We start from the raw sequence: 20,905 nt of genomic DNA on the forward strand, positions 1-20,905 counted from the left end.
CGACGGCTCCGGTGGGGGAGCAGGAGGCGATCGTGAATACGGAGGCACGACGGGAGCCACTGGCCGTCGCGGCAGGCCACACTGGTAGTACGTGATGGAGGTGAAGGGATGAGCGTTGCCAGCTTTACGCACCACGGCCCCTGGAGCGTCGAGGACGTCCTGGCCCTGCCCGAAGACCGGACCGTCCGCTACGAGCTGCTGGGGGAATCGCTCGTGATGTCCCCCGCCCCCGGCCTGCGCCATCAGCGCGCAAGCTTCCGGCTCCACGTCGCCCTGGACGCGGCCGCCCAGGCTGCCGGCGCCCCGGTCGAAGTGCTGGAGGCCATCAACGTGATCTTGCCGTCTGGGCTGGTCGTGCCGGACATCGTCGTCGCCGACGCCGGCGCGACCGCCGAGGACGGCGTCAGCATCGACGCCGAGGCAGTGCAACTGGTCATCGAGCTCGTCTCGCCCGGCAACAAGACCATGGACCGCAAGCTCAAGCCGCTGCTGTACGCGGAGGCCGCAGTCCCGTACTACTGGCGCCTAGAGTTCGACCCGGCCCCGCGCCTGATCACCTGCGAGCTGGACGCCGGCCGGTACGTCGAAACGGCAACCGCTCTGCCGGGCACTGTGACCCGCATCGAGAAGCCGTTCCCCTTCGATATCGACCCGGCCGGGCTGGCCCAGCCTCAGCATAGAAGGTGAGCCCTCACCCTCGGGCACCAGTACCGCGCCGGCCGCCAGGAGTTGCAGCCGGCACCGTTTCCAGTGGAAACGGGCCCAGACCGACGGCGCGGCAGCGATGGACCACCGCGGCCGCGCGGCCTGAGGACAACGTCGACGCCACGGTTGCTGCGCCGACACCGGTCGTGTTGCCGCGCCCTGCCGGGCCGCCATCGCTCCCGAGCCAGAGCCGAAGTTCGATGACACCGACGAGGACCAGCCCTCATGGTCAGGCCGGGCATGGTCCATCATCTCGGTAGCCCAGGCGTGGACGCCCTCCCACGGTGTTCTGCATACGCGTGTCGCCAACTGTCCGGAGGCGTTGTGCCGGTCGCGGAATGGACGCAGCTGCTCAAAGAGCTCACAGGTGCTGTCGAGGACCGCAATCGTGTTCTGATGAGCGCAAGGAGAGTCGACGCCCACATCAGCGAACTCACCGCCCAGGCCCTCAGCTCGGGGGCACCAGGAGAGGAAGTCGCGCGGGTCCTGGCGCGCATAGAGCCCCTGCTTGCCCAGGGCCGGCCCCGCGCATACGCGCAGGACGCTGCGATGCCGTCGACGTGGCCGGTGCCGGTACCGAAGCAGACCGCGGGCCGGGAGTTGGCGCCGCCGACGCAACAGCCGGTCACCGGCGATCACGGCAGGGGGGACGTGCCGCTTTACACGCTCCGCGAGGCGTGGGAGGAGAAACTTCTCCCCTGGACAGCTCGCACCGCCCGCACGTACATGCGCCAGAGGTCGCCCAAACGAGGAGTGCCCGTCCCACAAGGCGTACACACCGAAGGGGCCGTCCGATACACCGAGGCCGAGCTGCGGTCCTGGCTTACGGCCTGGCGGGCAACAGCTGGGCCATCCAGTGCCTGCCGCTCCACCGAAGCCGCCGGGAGGTGACCCCTGGGACACGAGAGCACCGTCGCTCCGGGCAAACGGCGTCATGGTGTCTGGAGGTCTCGCGTTGGTGGTGTGATTGTTGGGGGTTGGGTGGTCGGCGTGGTTGTGGTGGTGTTCCGGGTGGTGAATTGCTGTCCCTCATAGGGGACAGCAATCCCCTATGAGGGACAGCAGTCCAGTTCGTGGGGTACCCAGTGCGCGGCCGCGGCATCACGGCGGCTCTGTTGCGGCGCACACTCCACGACAGGGCTGGTTGTTCAGGCAAGTCAGGTCCCCGGGAAGTGTCGGGCAACTCCTACTGACCAGCTCAGCCGGTCAGCTCAAGGAAGTCCTTCACCACGGGGACACCGCGGCGGCGCACCAGGGCGCTGCGCAGTTCGGTGAGAGCGCTGTTGCCGCGCGCGGAGCTGACGCCGCCCATCAAGTCCACGGCGTGCCGTGCGGTCTCGACTGTGCCGTCCAGGTCGTCCAAGGCGAGGTAGGCGGACGCCTTCCGGATCAGGTAAATGGCGGCTCCGCGCGGCTCCTTCTCGGCGTCGTACGGGTCGGCGTGCGTGGCCGCGGCGGTGAAGTGCTCCAGAGCGCGGGCCGGATCGTGCAGGCTCAGGGCGGCCAACAGGTCGAAGTCATCGGACAGGCCAGAAACCCTGCGCGAGCGGCACTCGACGGCACCGATCCGCAGCCAAAGACACGCCGGGCATGGAAAGCTGATCCGGGCCAGGGCGGCCGCCTTGGCCAACACCCCTGCCGTCTGGCGGGTTTCTGGATAACGGGCATGCCGCCCACGCGGTCGCGTCATGATCCCCATCGCGCCGACGCGGCAGCAGGAGAGACAGGAATGTTCGAAACGGGGGAGGCGTGACGATGCGAGACCAGCTCCTCGGGGACCGTTACCGGTTGGTGCGGCAGCTCGGCGAGGGCGGGATGGGGCAAGTCTGGGAGGCGCAGGACGAGACGCTGGGCCGGCACGTCGCGGTCAAGGTGATCTCCCTACTCGCCGGTGGCGGAAGCCGCGGCGACGAGGCACGCGCCAGGTTCCTGCGCGAGGCACGGATCACCGCCCAGCTACAGCACCCCAACATCGTGACCATCCACGACCTCGGCGAGACCGGCGCGGGAATCGAACGGGTCCCGTTCCTGGTGATGGAGCTGGTCCGAGGCGAGGGCCTGGACGCGATGCTGCGCCGAGGTGTCGTCACCCTGGCGGACGCGGCCCGATGGGGCGCGCTGGTAGCTGACGCGCTTGCCGTGGCGCACGCAGCCGGAATCATGCACCGGGACATCAAGCCGTCCAACATCCTCATCACGCCGTCCGGCACCGTGAAGGTCCTCGACTTCGGCATCGCGAGGGCAGCCGACCCCTACGCGACCGCCGACCGCCTCACCCAGACCGGCTTCATCGTGGGCACACCCCCCTACATGGCGCCCGAACAAGCACGCGGCTTCCCCGAACCGCGCAGCGACCTGTACGCCCTCGGCTGCCTCCTCTTCGAGCTGATCACAGGCCAACTCCCCTTCCAGGCCCCCGACACCGTCGGCTACCTGACGGCACACCTCACCCAAGAGCCGCCCACACCCAGCTCGGTATCCACCGGCGTCCCCTCCGCATGGGACGACCTCGTGCTCAGGCTGCTGGAAAAGGACCCCGACCAGCGGTACCCGAACGCCACCGACCTCTCCCAGGCGCTGCGACTACTCGACCGAGTCACCGAGCCCGCGCCACCAGCAGGAGGGGCCACCCACCCCCCTCCATGACAGCGACGACCCCGCTCCCGCCTGCGGCCCCCACCCGCAGAGCAAGTAGCCTCCCCCCACGGCCGGATACCGCATCGACGCACACCCCAGCAGGCCGTGGCCGCGCGACACGGTTCATCCTCCCGATATGCCTATGGTTGCTCACCCTCGCCTCGCTGGCCGGCCCACGGCAGATCGGGATTCCGGTCGCCCTGGCGGTCATCTGGGGGTTCACGGCAGTACTCACACCGCACTCCACAAGCCTGACGCGCGGGACGGGGTACGTGGCCGTGGCGGCCATCGCTGTGCAGCTCGTAGGGTTTGTGACCCATTTCTGGGATGATCTTCTTTTGGGCCTCTCAATATGGTGGCCCTTCCTCACGCTGATCGTCCTGACCATCCCGTCGTACTTCTACCGCGAGATCAAGACCCGGCGAGCGGCAAGTTCGACCTCGACACCCAGAATGGCTCGGCGGCGCCTCACCCGTCTGCGCACGGTCCCGGCTGGCCGAGACATCGGCGAGATCGAGACTGAGCCCGTTCCGCCACCCGCGCTGACTCGTAAGCTCAGCACTGGCCAGCCAGAGGCTGAAGATGCAGCCCAGAGCACGGACGCCGAGCCGCCGAAGTCTCCAGCGTCCGCACCCCGATGGACCCAAAGCAGAGGCGTTCAGCTCCTCATGGCCCTGTCGATGACCCTTGTACTGGCGGCGACGGCCGTCATCTACTACTCCTCTGCGGCCCGCCACCGCGACACCTCCAGCCCGCCCCCGAGTGCCAGCGCCACCCCGGCCGCCCAGTACCTGCGGATGCCTAACCTCTGCGGATACGTGCAGAACAACGAGATGCGGGGCCGCGCCGAACTGCAGCCCGGGAGTGATGAACCAGGGCTAGACGGTCGCAACGACAGTAGGCATGCGAACTGCGGGTGGGGCAGCGCCCCCAGCGTGAAGGAGAACAGGTCCAAGGTGGTCATCACTGCGACGCTGTACGGGACCGTAGCAGGCGCAAAGGACGCCATGGCCGCCATCACACTCGGCCGCAGCACCATCGACGTCGCCCTCACGACCAGCAAGGTGGACGATACGGAGAACATTCCGGAAGAAGCGAAGAAGACTGTCCAGGACGAAGACGCCACGAACGGAGACCGGTACAACAGCACCACGGTCTACTTTCGACGCAACAACGTGGTCGTCGAGGTCTGGTACGTGGAGTCCAAGGTCCAGATGAACGACACGAACAACAAGGACGAGGTCACCGGACGCGCACTCACCTGGGGCAGATCTCTGGACAACTTCCTCAGGGACGAACCGGAGAACCACGAGCAGCCGATCTGGGGCTGAATCACCCGTCGGCCCCCTTTACGGCGCGCGGGAACCCGGCAAGGCGTTTCATAGATGGACGCGAACGTGGCGCCCACCCCGGAGATCCGTGGTGGGCGCCACAGCCGTCCCATCATGCTGCCCAGTGGCTAAGGATGGCCAGCTGCTGGAAGGGTTGCCAGAGGTCCGTCAGCGGGTGAGCTGCTCCAGGGCGGCCAGGGCTCGGGGGGCGTCGGCGTGGGGGACGAAGAGGTGGTCGTGGTGGAAGCCGGCGACCACGTTGCAGCTGAGCCCGGCCTGGGCCAGGGCTTCGGCGAAGACAGCTGTGAGGCCGACCGCTTCGAGCGAGGAGTGCACGCGCAGGGTGATCCAGCTGGCGACGTAGTCGTAGGTCAGGCCAGCCTGGTCGGCGTCCTGCCTGTCCAGGACGAGGGTCAGTCCCTCCTCCTCGGCGCGGAGTGGACGGGGGCGGTGTGGGGTGGGGAGTGGGGGGCTCCGGTTCACCTCCGCTCGAGCGGAGGTGAACCGGCGGCTGGTGGTGGATCGCGACCGCTGCCAATGTCCTCTCCGTGCGAGCGGAGGTGAACCGGTGAAGGAGATGGCGTCGTTGCCGATCTCGATGTCCTCTCCGTGCGAGCGGAGGTGAACCGAGCGCTCCGGCCGGGCCCGTGGTGAACGCCGCGTCCTCTCCGTGCGAGCGGAGGTGAACCGCGTGCAGAGCAATGCTTAGGACTTGTGGATCAGTCCCGGGGCGGGACGCAGAAGGCGTACCTTCCCGATGATCCCGTGATGTCCGAGTAGGCCCGCGTTCGCAGCGCGGGTCGGGAAGGCACGCCCGTGCTCAGCGTAGTGACCGACGACGGCTCCACCCAGTCCGGCTCCCTGATCGACGAGATCGTGCGCGAGGGTGCCCGCCGGATGCTTGCCGCCGCACTGGAGGCGGAAGTCAACCAGTACATAGCCGAGTTGGCCGCCGAGACAGATCAGGTCGGCCATCGCCTGGTTGTCCGCAACGGCCACCACCGGCCCCGGACCGTGGCTACCGCGGCCGGCCCGGTCGAGGTGCGGGCTCCGCGGGTGAACGACCGTCGCATCGACGACGCGACCGGCGAGCGCAAGCGGTTCTCCTCGAAGATCATGGCGCCCTGGTGCCGCAAGTCGCCGAAGATCTCCGAGGTGCTGCCGCTGCTCTACCTGCACGGCCTGTCGTCCGGAGACTTCGTGCCCGCGCTGGAGCAGTTCCTCGGCGGCACGGCCGGCCTGTCGCCCGCGACGGTGACCCGGTTGGCAAAGCAGTGGCAGGACGACCACGCGGCCTTCCAGCAGCGGGACCTGTCGCAGACCGACTTCGTCTACGTGTGGGCCGACGGCGTGCACCCGAAGGTTCGGCTCGGCCAGGCCCACTCGTGTGTCCTGGTCCTGCTCGGCGTCCGCCTGGACGGCACCAAGGAACTGATCGCCCTCGCGGAGGGGCTGCGGGAGTCCACCGAGTCCTGGGCCGACCTGCTCCGGGACTGCCGCCGCCGCGGCATGCGCGATCCCGAGCTGGTCATCGGCGACGGCGCGATGGGCCTGTGGAAGGCCCTGGTCGAGGTGTTCCCGGCCTCCCGCCACCAGCGCTGCTGGGTTCATAAAGCCCGGAATGTCACGAACTGCCTGCCGAAGTCCGCACAGTCGGGCGCGACGAAGGCGATGCAGGAGATCTACAACGCCGAGGACCGCGCCCACGCGGAGAAGGCGATCGAGGAGTTCTCCCGCACCTACGGCACCAAGTGGCCCAAGGCCGTCGCGAAGATCACCGACGATGCGGAGGAACTGCTGGCGTTCTACGACTTTCCGGCCGGGCACTGGGTCCACCTGCGGACCACCAACCCCATCGATTCGACGTTCTCCACGGTCAAGCTCCGCACAAAGGTCACCCGCGGGGCCGGCGGCCCGGCCGCCGCCCTGGCGATGGTATTCAAGCTCGTCGAGTCCGCTCAGGACCGCTGGCGGGCGATCACCGGAGCCTCCCTCGTCGCCCTGGTCCGGTCCGGCGCCAGGTTCAAGAACGGCGTCCTGGTCGAGCGCGAGGAGGCCGCGTAGTCAGCGGTCGGCCGGTCAGCTGGCGAAACCACCGTTGCTCTTCAGCAGTTGCCCGTTGATCCACTGCCCTTGCGGTGAGCACAGGAAGTCCACCAGGTCAGCGGTGTCCTGCGGGCTGCCCAGACGTCCCAGCGGTGTCTGGCGCAGTACGTGGTCGCGGATGTCGTCGGACATCCAGCCGGTGTCGATCGGGCCGGGGTTGATCACGTTGGCAGTGATCCCGAGGTGAGCGAGTTCGTGGGCAGCGGCCAGGGTGATGCGGTCGAGTGCGCCCTTGCTCGCCCCGTAGGGCAGGTTGTCGACGGTGTGGTCGCTCGTGAGGGCGATCACGCGTCCGGTTCCCTGGGTTCCTTGGAAGCGTCGGCCGAACTCACGAATCAGCAGCCAGGAGGCACGCGCATTGACCGCGAAGTGGCGGTCGAAGCTCTCCAGGGTGGTGTCGAGCAGGCCGGAGTCCACCGACTCGCAGTGACACATCACCAACGCGGAGACGTTGCCGAGGCGGCCCTGAGCTTGGTCAAAGACTCGCCCTGGGGCATCAGGATCGTCGAGGTCCGCCTCGATCGCCACCGTGTCGGCGCCCCGCTCTTCCAGGGCCTTGGCGATGGTGTCCGCGGCGTCAGTCTCGACGCCCCAGGCCATGCGCGCGTCGTACGGCGTCCAGTACGTGAAGGCGACATTCCAGCCCGCTTCGGCCAGTCGGCGGGCGATCCCCGCACCGATCCCGATGGACCGGCTGACGCCGGTCACCAACGCGACCGGCCTGGCGGCGTCGAACAGCGGCTTCTCATCAGCAGTCGTCACGAAACGCAATCGTTCGGCCTCCTACAGGGGAACGGCAACCCGATTCTCCTTCAGCTCATCCACAAGTCTTGACGATTGCTCCTTCCCTCCCCCCCATCCACTCCAGCGCGGTCTCCCGATCGGTGGTTGACGGAACGACCTGCAACGGCGGCCCCAACGTCTCCAGAACCTCGACGAGCCGATCCCACTGCGCTCGCAGGGGAGAGGACAACGCCCGCTGTTGAACGTCCCTGTTCCCTACCAGCTGATGCCGGGGACGATCGCTATCAGCGTCCGGACTCAAGACGGCCCGGTCCGACTTTCTGCCGATCGCCGCGCGTCGGCTCTTACTCGTCGTTGGCCGCATTCTTGTCGCGCAGGGGCCGCAGGCCGCCGGGCAGGTCGGGGAGCTGGAGGAGTACCGGCCGAGCATGTTGACGTGGTGGCGGACGAACGGGGAGAGGCGGGCGATGCCCTCGTCTCGGACGTCGAAGCCGTCGGCGCGCAGCTGGGTGAGGGCGGCGTTCATGTACCGCGTGTTGAACAGGACCAAGGCGGTGAGGACGAGGCCGAGGGCGCCGACCAGGTCTTCCATCGGGCCCCTCGTCGTGCGCGGACAGGCGCCGCGCGGCGCAGAACGCCAGCGCCCCACAAGCCTGCGGAAATTCGCTGGTCAGCGAGGGGTGTGCGGCTAACGGTCCGTGCTATGCAGCCCAGCGGAAGGAGCCTTGCGCGGCTAAGGCAGCCATGGTTTACGGCCCGGCGGCCGGTTAGCCATAGCAGTGCCCCGGAGCTGATTCAAGCGGTCGCGAAAAAACGTCCCGAGACAGCACCCTGACGCTGCTTCACGGGCAGCGTTCCATAAATACGCAGGTCAGAGGCCAGCCACGAGCAGGGCAGCGAGGCGAGTATGGAGGTGCATCGAGGGTGCTGCCGAAATTCGCGAGAACTCGAGTCGGCACCCCGCACAGTGCAATCTCCTCCCGTGTCCGGGGGCGCCACCGGACACGACCAGCGGACTTGCGGGGCTAATCCCACGCCGGTCCAAGGTCTGCGCAACTGTCCATCCGATCAGACGAAACGAGAACACCGTGACCGTCAACACTCATGACCACCTGGGTGCTCACCGGCCCTCCCGGACTCCGGCGGCGTCGTCGGCCCGCGGCCACCGAGCATGGATCTGGGCCCGACGACTCCTGTGGCCGGTCTGCATCACCGGCGGCGTGGCCATCGGCCTGACCGGCCACGAGGCCCTGGGCGTTGCCGTGATTGCGGCCGCGCCGGCCAGCGCCAGTCTGGCCACCTGGAGGTCGTACAAGCGCCGCTAAGGCGTGCCACCGCCTCGCCCGGGCACCAGCCGGGCGGGGCGCCCAATACGTCGGGCCTGCCCGCACCGGTGAGCCACGCCGAGGGTTTCACCGTCGCCTCGGGCCCATCGACCACTGGACGGCGCCGGCGGCTGGACGATGACCTGTAGCCTCTGGTCCTGCCCCTCGCCAGCGGACGGCCGGCACCTCTCCTCGACCGCGGGCTTGCTGCTGAACTGCCCCCACTGTCAGGCAGGGAAAGGGTGTGATTCTTCAGCGTCCGCCAGCTCCGAGGACTCGCCGAGGTTTTGGTGTCGGTGGTTGCGCTCCCAGCACGTCCTGGACCCGTAGTTCGTCGAGATCCGGGAGGTTGATTCCGGGCAGGGAGTTGAGTAGGTCAGCCTCGGCGGCGCGGATCCGCGCCGCCGCCTGGGGGCCGGCGCCGAGGGCGCGGCGGGCGGTCTTCACGGTGGTCATCGTACGGTCGGGGCAGAAGAGAAGGGGCCAGACTCGGAGTCCGCGGCTGCTGCGGAGCTGGAACGCCTGTGCCGTGCGATGGGCCTAACGCCTCTTGGCCAGCCTTCGATGGTTCTGAGCGGTGGTCGGTGGCTTGCCCGTGCCGCAGCCCGTCCTGACCTCCTGCAGGAACACGAGCCAGCCTGAACTGCAGGCAGAGCCGGAACAGGCTGATCTCAGACAGCGGACCTCGCTCATTGGCCAGATCGCGCGGCATGACGTCCAGATCACCTGAGGTGCCATCGCATAGGGTGACGAACTGGCAACGGCGAGGGCTCCATGGCGTGCCCTCACGTACCAGAAGGACGAGAACAACGGGGAATCGGGGGAATGATGTCGACCACGAACGTCGACCCAGCCGCGCTGCGTGCGGCCGCTGGACAAAGCGAAGAGATGCAAGCCGGCGTCGGAACTGCCCTGGGCGGTTTGAGCGCGCACCACCAGGCCGTGCCGGGACAGACGGAGGGCCTTGACATGGTTGGGGAGCTGCTGAAAACCCATCAGTCCTGGCATGACCGACTTGAGGATGTCAAAAAAGAATGCGGTGAGGTCGCACGATCACTAAGGGCCTCTGCGGGCAACTACGAGCACAACGACGAGCAGACCGCTAAGTCGTTTGCCCTCCCGGCGACGCAGAGTACTGCCCGCCATGCCACCCCTTTTGGATGATGCCCGGTGACTCTGACTGTCCGTGACCTCGAAAACCTTCGCTTCTCCGCACTCGAAAGCGCCAAGCAAGAATGGGGACAGCTGACCCATCGCCTCGGAGGCTACAAAGATCGAGTGGACGCCCATATGCGCCTTCCGCTGAAGCGCGGCTGGTCCGGGGAAGCAGCCGATGCGGCACAGAAGCGTATAAGCAGGCTCGGCGACAATTTCCAGTTCAGTAGCCAGGAATGCGCGCTGATCGAGACCACCCTGGACGGGGCCATCACCGAACTTCGGGCGCAGCAGCAGGCTCTTCATCAGGCGTTGGACGAAGCCACTCAGAAGGGATACAAGGTCGCCCCGACTGGTGAGGTCATATACGCCAACGAGGGCGACATACCCACTGGAGACCCTGACGCCGGGACACCAGCCAAAGAGCAGGAGCGGCGTGCCCTTGAGGGGAGCATATTTTCGGTCCTGCGCAACGCGACAGAGGTAGACGCCCGCTACTGCATCGCTCTGGCACGGCTCCGTGTCGGTCGCGGACTTACCGTGGACCCCCTGGAGTCGCAAAGGGATGCCGGGGATGTTTCAAAAATTGCGGGAACCGCCGTCGGCCTCGAATCAGCTCCCACAAAGGGCACGGATCCGAAGAAAGTTCGGGACTGGTGGAGCGGTCTGAGCGAGGAGGAAAAGGAAGAACAGCTGGCACTAAATCCGAGCCTCATTGGAAATCTCGATGGAATCCTGGCCAAGACTCGCGACAGGGCGAACCAGGTCAACCTCGACCGGTTGATCTCCATGTACCCACCAGGCGCCACCATGTCACCAACAGCGCAGCGGCAGCTGGAAGGTTTCGTAGCGATCAAGATGCGTTTGGAGAGGGATACCGGGAAGGTGCCGGAACCTCTGTTGCTCGGAATCAGCCCGGAAGGGCAGGGGCGCGCAATCCTCTCATATGGCGACCCTGACACGGCAGACAATGTCGCCGCCTACGTGCCCGGACTCAATACGCAACTCAGGGATGTTGGAGGCGACGATGGTGACCGGGCATTGAATGTCTGGGATTCGGCCCAGACAGCTGACGGTGCGCACCATAAAACAGCGTCTATCGTGTGGCTTGGCTACGACGCTCCGCAGATGAACACGGATCGACTTTCGGAGACTGACCTTTCGATCGCCGGCAGGGAGCGTGGCCAGCAGGGCGGCGCGGCGTTCGGAAAGTTCCTGGATGGCATCCAGACCACGCATCAAGGTGAACGGCCACACGTGACAGCCATCGGACACAGTTACGGGTCGTTCACAGTGGGGCAGGCCGCCCAACGCGAGGGGGGAATTCCCGCGGACGACATCATCTTGGTCGGCAGCCCTGGAACCGGAGCCCAAAAGGCCGACCAGCTTGGTGTGGGTGCAGACCACGTGTGGGTGGGTGCAGCAGAAAGCGATCCAGTCACCCATGCACCTTCCGACCTGGAACTCATCCCTGGTGGCGCCATTGCACATCTCAGGGATCCCCATGAACTGCACTTCGGACAGGACCCAGCCAGCACAGAGTTCGGTGGAAATCGGTTCTCCGTGGATCCGGGGGTTCCCTGGAACTCGCATTCCAGTTACTTCGATGACGGCGATGGACCTGAGGGTGAATCACTGAAAAACATGGGGCGGATTGTGACTGGGCATCCAGGGAACGTCTCCTTCCAGGAGCAACGATGAACATGATGCGCCGGCAAACATTCTCCCTCGCATGCGGCGCTATGGTGCTTGCATCAGGCTGCCTTAGTGGCTGTTCAGGCTTGAGAGGGGACACTCCCGAGCCAAGCATCAACGTGAAGCAGGCCGTCAAGCAGGTCGACTCCCTTCTGGACGGCACCTTCAAGGCGATAAATCCCCCGCTCAAATGGCGGGATGGGCCAGCCCACATGTCGGAAATCAAGAATTCGTTCACGAATACGGCGACTGGCGAAGTGCGCGTTTATCGACACCGCTATGTACGCACAGAGCTCTCCAAGGCCAGGCTAACTAAGCTGCTCACGGTCATCATCGAGCACTGGAAGAAGGAGGGGTTCAATATTAGCTCTGCTAATTCCCGAGAACCTTCAATTTCCGGTAAGTCATCAGACGGCCACGCTGTCGGTGTCTCTGTGGGCGGCTTCGGCGATGTCGAAATTTCTGCCTACATTGGCGCCCTATCTGACGGGTCCAGCAGTGACATCGATGGAGAGGAAGGCGACAAATTCCCCAAGGCTCCCAACGGTGGCCCGGACTACACCCCGGACCTGCGTGATCCCTACTGGTCCACGTAACGCCCGCACTGAGACACCGCGAGCGTGATGACGCCCCAAAGCCGTAGCGCCCTGGCCGATGCTCAGTGCAACCGGCGGCGAGTGCGTCGCCGAGCACGACGCCTTCGCGCGTGCCAGTTGCCTGCCGCCTGGACCAGCAGGGTAATAGCCAGTGTGCCCCCAACCACAGCCAGAGCCCAGGGCCAGCCGGCGAGGAAGCCTGTTGCGAGTACGCAGCCGAGCACGAACAGGACCACCAGCCCAATGGGGACCGGCATCGACCTCGTCTGGACGCCGCCCGCGCTGATGGCGTGATCGCCCCCGGCGACGACGACGTTGGCGTTGCCGACAATGTGGAAGCGTGCGTTGAGGGCGTGAACGCGAGCGGTTGCAGGACAGCAGCCGAGCTGCTCGGCGATCTCGTTGAAGCTCCACTCCTCGATGTAGCGCAAGTAGGCGACTTCCTGCCGGCGCTGCTGCGGCATCAGCTGGATGAGTTCCGTGACTACCCGTGCTGCAACAAGATCCTCGGTACTGGCCGACGGAGCGATGGTGCTCCAGTTGACGATCCCCTGCTCGGCATGGTCCGCCGGATCCCCGTCGGCCCGAAGCACGGCCGCAGAGACGCACCGGGCGAGCCGGCGCCGGGCCACGGTGTAGAGCCAGGCGCGAGGGACCCTGATGCTGTCCCAGACGCGGAGGGCCTGCTCGAAGGTGTCCTGGACGAGCGCCTCGACATCGACGTCCTGCTCGGACAGCCGCCAAGCGGTTGCCCGCTGGCGAACCGACAGAACCAAAGGACGGTAGTACAGCTCGTAGGCCGCCTCGAACGGCATCGTCGCCGTGGCGCCGCACTCGACACAGCAGTCCCCCTCGTTCACTGCGCGCCGCCGGCGGGCTTGTTGCCCTGAACCCGCGCGGCGGCCTCTGCCCTGGCCAGTTGGGCGCGGGCACGCAGCAGCAGGCTTTGGGCGAGGGCGTCGGCGACCTTCAGCACCGCGGGCGCGGTGCTGAGCAGCATCAGGGTCATGGGGTCCATCATGGCGGCGTACCTTCCAGCGCGTCCCGCCATCAGCGGATCCCGAGCGGGGCACTTCGGCGGCTACCAGTTGGTGGCGCGCGGAGCCCGGTGCGTTTACTGCCCAATCCAAGATCTTTTGCGGCGGCCTCCCCCTCACCCGGATCTGCCGTCTGACCGCCGAACATCTCACCCAGCGCGGAAAGAACGCCTACCTGCTCACCGGCAGGCACCACGCCCTGTTGCCACCGGCGATCGCCGCCCTTCTGCAGCAGCTGGCTGACACCCCGCACACCCGTGCTCAACTCGTCCATGCCCACCGCGGCACAGGCTGGCTCTTCCCAGGTCTGGCCCCCGGCCAGCCGATCGACGCCGAGGCCATCACCTCAGAGCTCCGGGCCTTCGGTATCACCCCCCGTTCTGCCCGCAACGCGGCCCTGGCCGCGCAAGCCCAGGACCTGCCAGCCCAGGTCCTCGCCGACCTCTTGGGCCTGCACACCAACACCGCCGTTCGCTGGGCGAATTATGCAAAGACCTCGTGGGCCGACTACCTCGCCGCCCGCTCCGTGTAGAAGCGGGCCGGCCTGCACAAGGACACCTTGGGCTACCTTGCGGCACGCTCCGACAGCCTGTGACCGACCGGCACCCCCTCGCAAGCCGGACAGTTTCTGGTCGTGCACAGTTGGCGGTCTGCCAGAAGGTCTCGATCCCGGTAGCGGGACCAGGGTGACCAGCGTGAACTCAGCCGTTTCCATGTGTGACTGAATCCATGCGGAGTGTGATCCGCGGCTCTTCGATGACCCTCCAGCCGGGGTGCCAGTACCTGACCTTCCTGGGGGCATGGGGGCGGGGCAGCTCCGGACCTCCTTGCTACGGCCGTGTTCGCGACGAAAGCCCAACGGCTGGCGACCACTTGCTGGAAAATACTTGTCGGGTTGGAAAGTTCTTGTCAGTATGACGGGCGTCGGAAACATGAACGACGAGGGGGAATCGACATGGGGGAGTACGCCTCAAGCGATGCGGCTGCCACGCTGGCTCGCGCAGAGGAGCTGGGTTCCGTGGTCCGCAGAGGCACACGGTAGTTTGCCTGGTATCAGGTCGTGTTCGGCTGTGGTGCCGGACTGCAGTTGCTCATCGTCGGTCTGCTGAAACCGCCGTACGCGGCGTCGTTCAGTGGTGTGGTCTTCGGTGCCGTCATGGCGGGATTGGGGGTGTACGCGGGCCGACAGCCCGTCGTCCGACGGGGGTTCGGAAAGCGGATCGCCATCACAGTCGGCGCCTGGGCGCTGCTCTATGCGGCGGTGCTGGTGCCCGGCTTCATCTGTTTCCAGGGTGCCGCTGCCTGGTGGATGCCAGGTGCAGTGGCGGTCGCTCTGCCCGGCCTGATCGGCGGATACCTGGAGGCCCGACGATGACGGACCCGCACGACGCGATCACGGCACCGCCGGACGCCGACGCGGCGACCGGAGCCGCCGCACGCACCGGAAGCCACCCGCGCCACGGGCTGGACGAGGTCATCCACGCCCCGGTGCGCTTCTCCATCGTGGCGACCCTGGCAGCCGCCGAGAAAGCCGAGTTCGCGTTCGTACGCGATACGGTCGAGGTGAGCGACTCGGTCCTGTCGCGGCAGGTCGCCACCCTGGAGAAGGCCGGCTATGTCGCGGTCACCAAGGGGTACGTCGGCAAGCGTCCGCGCACCTGGCTCGCCCTCACGGCAGATGGCCGGGCCGTGTTCGCCGACCACTGCCGCGCCCTGCGCGCCATAGCGGGCGGTGCCGACGGCTGACGCCGGTTGGGAGCCTCGCCATCGTGGCGACCGTTTCCTACGCCCCCAACCCGGTGGACCTATTCGGTCACGGCACTAGCCATCGATCAAAGTGACCGTCTCTGCGAGCGGGGCCCGGTCGATGCGGTCGTGACACACGGCCGGGGCCTCGAACCCGATGGACACGCCGCAGAACAGGATCAGTCTCGGCGGGGGCAACACGGCCTGGGCGACGGTCCGGCAGTACACCGACCACGCCATCTGAGGGCAGCTGTGCAGCCCCTCGGCACGCAGCAGCAGCATGACGGTCTGAAGGTACATGCCGAGGTCGGCCCATTGGGCCGGTCCCATGTCGCGGTCGATGTAGCAGAACAAGGCCGCGGGCGCACCGAAGCAGTCCCAGTTCGCGGCAACGGCCGCCTCACGCGACCGCCGGTCCTCACGTGAGATTCCGAGCGCGGCATAGCGCTGCTCTGCGGCGGCGGATCGGCGCTCGCGGTACGGAGACTTCAGCTCGGGCGGGTACATCTGGTACTCCCGCTCGTCCCCGGGGTCGCCTGCGGCCACCCGCTCGGCGGTGCGTTTCTTCAGCTCCGCCAGCGGCGCGCCAGTGAGCACGTAGACGTGCCAGGGTTGGAGGTTCGCCCCGGACGGTGATCGGGCTGCGGCGGACAAGACACGTTCCAGCGTTGCCCGGGAGATCGGCTCCCCGCTGAACCGGCGCACCGCCCGCCGGCTCGCAACCGCTTCGTAGACGTCCAAGACAAGCTCCCTGCATATCGACTCCGGCCCCGCCAGCCACCTGGTGTCGGGACCCTCTACGGTGGTGACGGTCGGCGACGGGGAGAGGTGACAGGTGAGCGCGCACGACGGCCTCGCAGAGGGCTTCGAGACGCACCGCAGCCGACTGCGCGCGGTCGCCCAGCGCATGCTCGGCTCGCACAGCGAGGCGGAGGACGCCGTCCAGGAAGCCTGGCTGCGGCTGGCTCGGACGGAAGCCGACGCCGTGCACAACCTGGGCGGATGGCTCACGACCACGGTCTCCCGCATCTGCCTCGACATGCTGCGGGCCCGCGTATCACGGCGGGAGGACCCAGCTGGCCATCCGGTGCCCGATGAGGTCCCAGATCCCGCTGCGGGTGGTCACCCGGAACAGGAGGCAGTGCTGGCCGACTCGGTGGGCCGCGCCCTTCTGGTCGTGCTGGACCGGCTGGGCCCCGCCGAGCGTGTCGCGTTCGTGCTGCACGACATCTTCGCCGTGCCGTTCGACGAGATCGCCCCCATCGTGGACCGTTCCCTCGCCGCTGCGAAGCAGCTCGCGAGCCGGGCCCGGCGCAAGGTCCGGGGCGCCCCCGCCGTCCCCGGCGCGGAGCTCGCCCGGCAGCGGCTCGTGATCGAGGCGTTCCTGGCGGCGGCGCGAGCGGGCGACATCGAAGCGGTCCTCGCGGTGCTGGCGCCCGACGCCGTACGACGTGCGGACCGCGCGGCCCTTCCAGAGGGCAGGCCGGTCGAGGTGCGCGGTGCGCGGGCCGTGGCGGAGGAGATCGTCGTCTTCGGACGGAACGCGCACGTCGCGGAGCCGGTACTCATCGGCGGCGCCGTGGGGATCGCGGTTGCGCCGTACGGACGACTGCAGCTCGCCCTTACCGTCACGATCGCCTGCGAGAGGATCACCGGGTACGAACTCATCGCCGACCCGAACCGACTTCAGCAACTTGATCTGGCCCTCCTCGACGAAGCCATCACCCTCGGCGGCTAACCAACCGCCGAGTGGCATAGCGAGCAGGTGTCGGCAAACGATTGACGACAGGCGCAGCGCGCATCCAATGAACCCCGACAGAGTTCCACCACTCGGCGAACACCGGCTCGGGTCCCGGCTCCCACCAGGCGCCGGGGAACAGCACTGGTGGCAGGGCAGTCCACAGCTGCCAGGTCGAAGGATTCCCGGTATCGGGTCGGCCTCGCCGGCGTCGCGCTAAACCAGGCCCGCGGCGAGGACGGCACCCGCAAGACGAAGCGGCGTACCCGCACCGCGGCCGCGCGCCGCGACGGGCGCGAGCTGAGCCCGGCAGGTCCCCATACGGGAAGGGACCTTCTGCGTTGCCCGGCCGGAGGAGGTCTCAGACCGGGTATTCGTTGGGGAGCTGCATGCCGGGGTGGCCGTTGACCAGGTTCGGCTTCAGGTGCACACGGCATGGTCGCCGGCGGCCCGCATCCTGGCGGTCGCCTCCTTGCTCGTCGCCCCAGCCCGGCCGCCGTCGGCCTGGTGGAGCTCGCGCCCGCCGCCCCGGGCCGGTCTGCCGGCCGAGGCTGCCCGTCGGTCCGCCCTCGGGCCGAGCTCGTCTCGCGATGGTGGTGTTCCGGGTGGTGTTCCGGGTGGTGAATTGCTGTCCCTCATAGGGGACAGCAATCCCCTATGAGGGACAGCAGTCCAGTTCGTGGGGTACCCAGTGCGCGGCCGCGGCATCACGGCGGCTCTGTTGCGGCGCACACTCCACGACAGGGCTGGTTGTTCAGGCAAGTCAGGTCCCCGGGAAGTGTCGGGCAACTCCTTCTGACCAGCTCAGCCGGTCAGCTCAAGGAAGTCCTTCACCACGGGGACACCGCGGCGGCGCACCAGGGCGCTGCGCAGTTCGGTGAGAGCGCTGTTGCCGCGCGCGGAGCTGACGCCGCCCATCAAGTCCACGGCGTGCCGTGCGGTCTCGACTGTGCCGTCCAGGTCGTCCAAGGCGAGGTAGGCGGACGCCTTCCGGATCAGGTAAATGGCGGCTCCGCGCGGCTCCTTCTCGGCGTCGTACGGGTCGGCGTGCGTGGCGGCGGCGGTGAAGTGCTCCAGGGCGCGGGCCGGATCGTGCAGGCTCAGGGCGGCCGACGCGGCGGCCTGGTGGATCTCGCCGGTGTTGACCCAGTACATCGTCGGCAGGTCGGCAGTTGCGGGGAAGCCGTTGTCGTACACGGCCAGGGCGTCGTCGATCGCCCGGTATGCGGCGGCCGGTTCGCCTGCGAGGGAGTGCGCGCGGGCCCGTCGGATGTGGAGCATGGTCAAGGCTCGCGGGGAGGTGATGCGGTCGCGGTGCACCAGCGCGCCGTTGAGTAGGTCGAGTGCGCTGCGGGGGTCGGGGGTGGTGCTGCCGTAGCGGACGTTCGCCCAGAAGGCGGCGACGATCGCGCCGGTGGTGTGGTCTCCGGAGCTGGCGGCGGCCCGCAACGCGGCACACAGGTGCTTCTCGGCCGCGGCGACGTCGCCGGTGTCGTAGGCGCACCAGCCCGCCAGGCGGGAGGCTTCGGCAGCACTGGCGTACAGGCGTCGGCCGGTGGCTTCGGCGTAGGAGTTGTTGCGCAAGAACCGGTTGATGAGCCGCACTTCGGCGCGGGCAGCGTCGTAGACGTAGTCGGCGCCCAGGTCGTCGTCCAGGTGGCGAAGCTCGTCCAGCCGGATGTCGAACCTGTCGGCGACGTTCTTGCCGATCTTGCGGCCGGTGACGGCGTTGGAGGGGGCGGCGATGGCCCATTGGGCGATAGCCGCAGCGACGGTGCCGCCTCCAGCAGTGAGAAAGCCACGTCGGTCCACGGTGGGCCCTCCGGCGTCGTCGAGTGCGGTAATCGTTCCCTCCGGGGTCCACGGCAACTCCCATACGGCACTGTGATCCCGAATGCCGAGAAGCAACCAGTGCGGCCACGTCCGTGTTCGTACCTCGGAGGCCGGGATCTCCAGCACGGCGGCCATGGCGAGCTGCGTGTGCTCGGTGGGAACCTGCGGACGTACGAGCCGGGTCCAGCGGCTCACCTTCTCCTTGCGGCAGCCGAGGCCGCCGTAGCCCAGGGACCTGTGCTTGGCGGACACGCGCCGTAAGTAGTCCTCGCTGGTCCAACCCTTCAGTGCCAGCACCTGGTTGAGCGGGTGCCGGTCCGCTAACGCGCCCTCGACCACGCCTGTCCCCCTTCCCGGAACCGCACACGGGTGTTCAGTGTGGCGGGGGAGCGGTTCGGCCACAGCCTGTTCCCGCCGGAAGGCAACCAGCGCAACCAGAGGCAACGGCAGGCAACCAGATGAACCTTCCCGGCGGCGGGCGCGGCCGCTGTCATAGGACCGCCAGCGCCGCCAGTCCGGAGGCGCACGTCACGGAGGTTCTGCGATGCAGCAGTCCCAGATCCCGGCGAAGTCCACGCGGAAGTCCAAGGCCGCGCCGAAGGTGACCGCTCAGGCGGTCACCACCCTGCAGGGCCGGGTGGCCAAGGTGGTCGGCTCCGGCACGCTCGACAGCGCGCCGTTCACCTACCACCACTGATCCCGGTTCCTGGGAGGCGTGGCCGCCGCTGCATGCCACGGCGGCCACGCCTCCGCCGTATCCGCATCACCTGGAGGAGCACATGACCGACCACTCGCTCACGTTGACGTTCCTGGGGCATCAGACCTGGCTGGTGGAAGGGGACGGGCACCGGGTTCTGGTCGACCCGGTCCTCGGCCCCGGCTTCGGGCTCTCGCCCGCGCTGGAATTTCGCATCTGGCCGCCCCGCACGATCGAGACTGCCCGCATGCCGCAGCTGGACGCCATCGTGCTCACCCACGAGCACCTGGACCACTTCCATCTGCCGACCCTGGCGACTCTGCCGAAGTCGCTGCCCGTCTACACCGGGCCGCTGCTACCCGCGCCTGTAGCCGAGGCGATCGAGTCGCTCGGCTTCACCGTGCACCGGATCGACCACACCGGCGCCATCCAGCTCGGCGAGCTGACCATGCGGCTCTACCCGGCCGGCGCCCGGACCCTGTTCTGGGAGGACCGCGTCGTCCAGCCCGTCGCGCGGGTCGGCGACGGCCCAGCGGTGGCCATCGGCGTGGACGCCGATCTCTCCGACGCCTACAGGACCGCCGTCGCCGAGGGGCGCGAGCCCATGCCGCGCATGGCGATCGTCTCCAATAACTCCCAGATCGCGCCGCCCGGGACGCCCGGCTCCGACACCAACCTGCTGCCCGGCTCCGGCGACGTCCGCGGGCGTAAGAGCGGGCTGCGGGTGCTGGGCGAGCTGCTGCTCGACTACCTAGAACCCCTGCCCGGCGTCGAACACGTGGCGCTGTGCGGCAACGGCTTCCTGCCGGCCCGCTCCCCCCACGGCCCCTACCTGTACGCCGACCATCCCGCGATGGCCCAGGCCGCCAATACCCTGCAGCACCTGTTCACCGTCCACGGCCCCCGCCCCGGCGACCAGCTCACCGTCCCCGCCGACGGCCCGGTCACCAGCGAACGGGTGGACTGGGTCCACATCGACGAACGGTTCGAGGCCGAGCAGCTCGCCGTGCACGCGGCGTTCCTGGCCGAGCCGGAGCCCGTGCCGTTGGCGCCGATCGCCCCGCCGATCACCGACGGCGGCAGCGCCCTGGCCGAGCTGGACGAGGAGTTGCCGCGCCTCGGGCGGGAGCTGGTGCCCACCAGCGCCGGGCAACTGGCCGCCAGCATCCCCGAGTACCTTGACGACACGCCGCTGGGCCCGCACCGCATCCTGCTGGTGCTGCGCGACATGCCGGCCGGCGGGGAGCGGCATTACGCGTGGGACCTGACCACCGCGGCGTTCGCCCTCGTCGACCCGGTTCCCCTGGACGAGGCGCTGGCCCGCTATCCGTTCGGGGCGGTGCTGTTCTTCCAGGACCTCATCGGCATCCTGCGCGGACAGGTCCAGATCTGGGACGTGGCCGGATCCTCCATGCAGTGCTGGAACATCGGCCGGCCCCTCGACTCGTTGGTGTATGCGCTGTTCGCCATCTACGGCGAGCACCAGCGCCCCGAACTGGCCGCCCGCTCCTACGCCTACGCCCTCGGCCACCTCGCCGGCGGCCGGCGAGCGGGCTGAGC

Annotated in this window: 22 protein-coding genes, 1 pseudogene and 1 CRISPR repeat array; of the genes and pseudogenes, 14 read left to right on the top strand and 9 right to left on the bottom strand. The window is 67.8% G+C overall.

The window, feature by feature from the left end:
- The first annotated feature begins 108 nt into the window (after positions 1-108).
- A complete protein-coding gene (locus CG747_RS32695; protein WP_100605482.1) occupies positions 109-687 on the top strand; it encodes a Uma2 family endonuclease in 579 nt (192 codons plus the stop codon).
- A gap of 1,216 nt (positions 688-1,903) precedes the next feature.
- On the opposite strand, the gene CG747_RS47500 is transcribed toward CG747_RS32695, so the two are convergent.
- Positions 1,904-2,395 (bottom strand): hypothetical protein, encoded by a 492-nt coding sequence (locus CG747_RS47500; protein WP_146022179.1) that lies wholly within the window; start codon positions 2,393-2,395, stop codon positions 1,904-1,906.
- A 65-nt stretch (positions 2,396-2,460) separates the two neighbouring features.
- Here CG747_RS47500 and CG747_RS32710 point away from each other — a divergent pair, with 65 nt between their 5' ends.
- Positions 2,461-3,351 carry a serine/threonine-protein kinase gene (locus CG747_RS32710; protein WP_257980901.1) on the top strand — a complete coding sequence of 297 codons (891 nt, stop codon included), beginning with the start codon at positions 2,461-2,463 and terminating at the stop codon, positions 3,349-3,351.
- Positions 3,352-3,488: 137 nt separating this feature from the next.
- Positions 3,489-4,673: a hypothetical protein gene (locus CG747_RS47505; RefSeq protein WP_146022180.1), complete on the top strand. Its 1,185-nt coding sequence runs from the start codon at positions 3,489-3,491 to the stop codon at positions 4,671-4,673.
- 168 nt (positions 4,674-4,841) lie between these two features.
- Here the strand turns inward: CG747_RS47505 and CG747_RS51075 are convergent, their stop codons facing one another.
- Entirely contained in the window at positions 4,842-5,009 is a 168-nt protein-coding gene (locus CG747_RS51075) for an ACT domain-containing protein (protein WP_374701851.1), read from the bottom strand.
- A 142-nt stretch (positions 5,010-5,151) separates the two neighbouring features.
- Positions 5,152-5,365: direct repeats of the CRISPR family, unit length 29 nt; unit sequence GTCCTCTCCGTGCGAGCGGAGGTGAACCG.
- Positions 5,366-5,489: 124 nt separating this feature from the next.
- Here CG747_RS51075 and CG747_RS32730 point away from each other — a divergent pair.
- The gene (locus CG747_RS32730; RefSeq protein ID WP_100605487.1) at positions 5,490-6,737 is read left to right on the top strand and encodes an IS256 family transposase; all 1,248 of its coding nucleotides are present in this window, start codon (positions 5,490-5,492) and stop codon (positions 6,735-6,737) included.
- Positions 6,738-6,752: 15 nt separating this feature from the next.
- Here CG747_RS32730 and CG747_RS32735 read toward each other — a convergent pair whose 3' ends face one another.
- Together CG747_RS32735 and CG747_RS32740 are read right to left on the bottom strand one after the other, a co-directional pair.
- Positions 6,753-7,541 carry an SDR family oxidoreductase gene (locus CG747_RS32735; protein WP_100605488.1) on the bottom strand — a complete coding sequence of 263 codons (789 nt, stop codon included), beginning with the start codon at positions 7,539-7,541 and terminating at the stop codon, positions 6,753-6,755.
- A 326-nt stretch (positions 7,542-7,867) separates the two neighbouring features.
- Positions 7,868-8,115 (bottom strand): annotated as a pseudogene (locus CG747_RS32740) (Tn3 family transposase); the annotation flags it as partial.
- A gap of 496 nt (positions 8,116-8,611) precedes the next feature.
- On the opposite strand from CG747_RS32740, the gene CG747_RS32745 reads away from it, so the two are divergent.
- Positions 8,612-8,848 carry a hypothetical protein gene (locus CG747_RS32745; RefSeq protein WP_100605489.1) on the top strand — a complete coding sequence of 79 codons (237 nt, stop codon included), beginning with the start codon at positions 8,612-8,614 and terminating at the stop codon, positions 8,846-8,848.
- 252 nt (positions 8,849-9,100) lie between these two features.
- On the opposite strand, the gene CG747_RS47510 is transcribed toward CG747_RS32745, so the two are convergent.
- A complete protein-coding gene (locus tag CG747_RS47510) occupies positions 9,101-9,295 on the bottom strand; it encodes a hypothetical protein (protein WP_146022181.1) in 195 nt (64 codons plus the stop codon).
- A gap of 378 nt (positions 9,296-9,673) precedes the next feature.
- Between CG747_RS47510 and CG747_RS46955 the strand changes: the two genes are divergently transcribed.
- Genes CG747_RS46955 through CG747_RS47515 form a run of 3 tightly spaced genes read left to right on the top strand, consistent with a single transcriptional unit; the run spans position 9,674 to position 12,294 of the window.
- Positions 9,674-10,012, top strand: coding sequence for a type VII secretion target (locus tag CG747_RS46955; RefSeq protein ID WP_180985792.1), 339 nt, complete (start codon positions 9,674-9,676; stop codon positions 10,010-10,012).
- 6 nt (positions 10,013-10,018) lie between these two features.
- A complete protein-coding gene (locus tag CG747_RS32750; RefSeq protein ID WP_146022182.1) occupies positions 10,019-11,704 on the top strand; it encodes an alpha/beta hydrolase in 1,686 nt (561 codons plus the stop codon).
- Positions 11,701-12,294 carry a hypothetical protein gene (locus CG747_RS47515; RefSeq protein ID WP_146022183.1) on the top strand — a complete coding sequence of 198 codons (594 nt, stop codon included), beginning with the start codon at positions 11,701-11,703 and terminating at the stop codon, positions 12,292-12,294. Before CG747_RS32750 ends, CG747_RS47515 begins: the two co-directional genes overlap by 4 nt.
- Before the next feature lie 62 nt (positions 12,295-12,356).
- Here CG747_RS47515 and CG747_RS32755 read toward each other — a convergent pair whose 3' ends face one another.
- Entirely contained in the window at positions 12,357-13,154 is a 798-nt protein-coding gene (locus CG747_RS32755; RefSeq protein ID WP_257980902.1) for an RNA polymerase sigma factor, read from the bottom strand.
- On the bottom strand, positions 13,151-13,315 hold the full coding sequence (locus CG747_RS48305) for a hypothetical protein (protein ID WP_180985793.1): 165 nt from the start codon (positions 13,313-13,315) through the stop codon (positions 13,151-13,153). Before CG747_RS48305 ends, CG747_RS32755 begins: the two co-directional genes overlap by 4 nt.
- Positions 13,316-13,533: 218 nt before the next feature.
- Here CG747_RS48305 and CG747_RS32760 point away from each other — a divergent pair, with 218 nt between their 5' ends.
- From CG747_RS32760 to CG747_RS32770, 3 genes are all read left to right on the top strand, one after another.
- Entirely contained in the window at positions 13,534-13,863 is a 330-nt protein-coding gene (locus CG747_RS32760) for a hypothetical protein (protein ID WP_100605491.1), read from the top strand.
- Positions 13,864-14,391: 528 nt separating this feature from the next.
- Complete coding sequence (locus CG747_RS32765) at positions 14,392-14,706, top strand: hypothetical protein (RefSeq protein WP_257980903.1); 315 nt, start codon at positions 14,392-14,394, stop codon at positions 14,704-14,706.
- Positions 14,703-15,077, top strand: a complete 375-nt coding sequence (locus CG747_RS32770; protein ID WP_257980904.1) for a transcriptional regulator — start codon at positions 14,703-14,705, stop codon at positions 15,075-15,077. Before CG747_RS32765 ends, CG747_RS32770 begins: the two co-directional genes overlap by 4 nt.
- Before the next feature lie 75 nt (positions 15,078-15,152).
- Here CG747_RS32770 and CG747_RS32775 read toward each other — a convergent pair whose 3' ends face one another.
- A complete protein-coding gene (locus tag CG747_RS32775) occupies positions 15,153-15,818 on the bottom strand; it encodes a nitroreductase (protein ID WP_219621552.1) in 666 nt (221 codons plus the stop codon).
- Between the two features lie 94 nt (positions 15,819-15,912).
- On the opposite strand from CG747_RS32775, the gene CG747_RS32780 reads away from it, so the two are divergent.
- Positions 15,913-16,815, top strand: coding sequence for a sigma-70 family RNA polymerase sigma factor (locus CG747_RS32780; RefSeq protein WP_100605492.1), 903 nt, complete (start codon positions 15,913-15,915; stop codon positions 16,813-16,815).
- Between the two features lie 804 nt (positions 16,816-17,619).
- Here CG747_RS32780 and CG747_RS32790 read toward each other — a convergent pair.
- A complete protein-coding gene (locus CG747_RS32790; protein WP_257980905.1) occupies positions 17,620-18,987 on the bottom strand; it encodes a transcriptional regulator in 1,368 nt (455 codons plus the stop codon).
- Positions 18,988-19,192: 205 nt separating this feature from the next.
- Here CG747_RS32790 and CG747_RS48310 point away from each other — a divergent pair, with 205 nt between their 5' ends.
- A complete protein-coding gene (locus tag CG747_RS48310; protein WP_180985794.1) occupies positions 19,193-19,345 on the top strand; it encodes a hypothetical protein in 153 nt (50 codons plus the stop codon).
- An 82-nt stretch (positions 19,346-19,427) separates the two neighbouring features.
- Positions 19,428-20,903, top strand: a complete 1,476-nt coding sequence (locus CG747_RS32795; RefSeq protein ID WP_100605494.1) for an MBL fold metallo-hydrolase — start codon at positions 19,428-19,430, stop codon at positions 20,901-20,903.
- The last annotated feature ends 2 nt before the right edge of the window (positions 20,904-20,905 follow it).

The sequence above is a fragment of the Streptomyces sp. CB02959 genome, assembly GCF_002803155.1.
Lineage (GTDB): Bacteria > Actinomycetota > Actinomycetes > Streptomycetales > Streptomycetaceae > Streptomyces.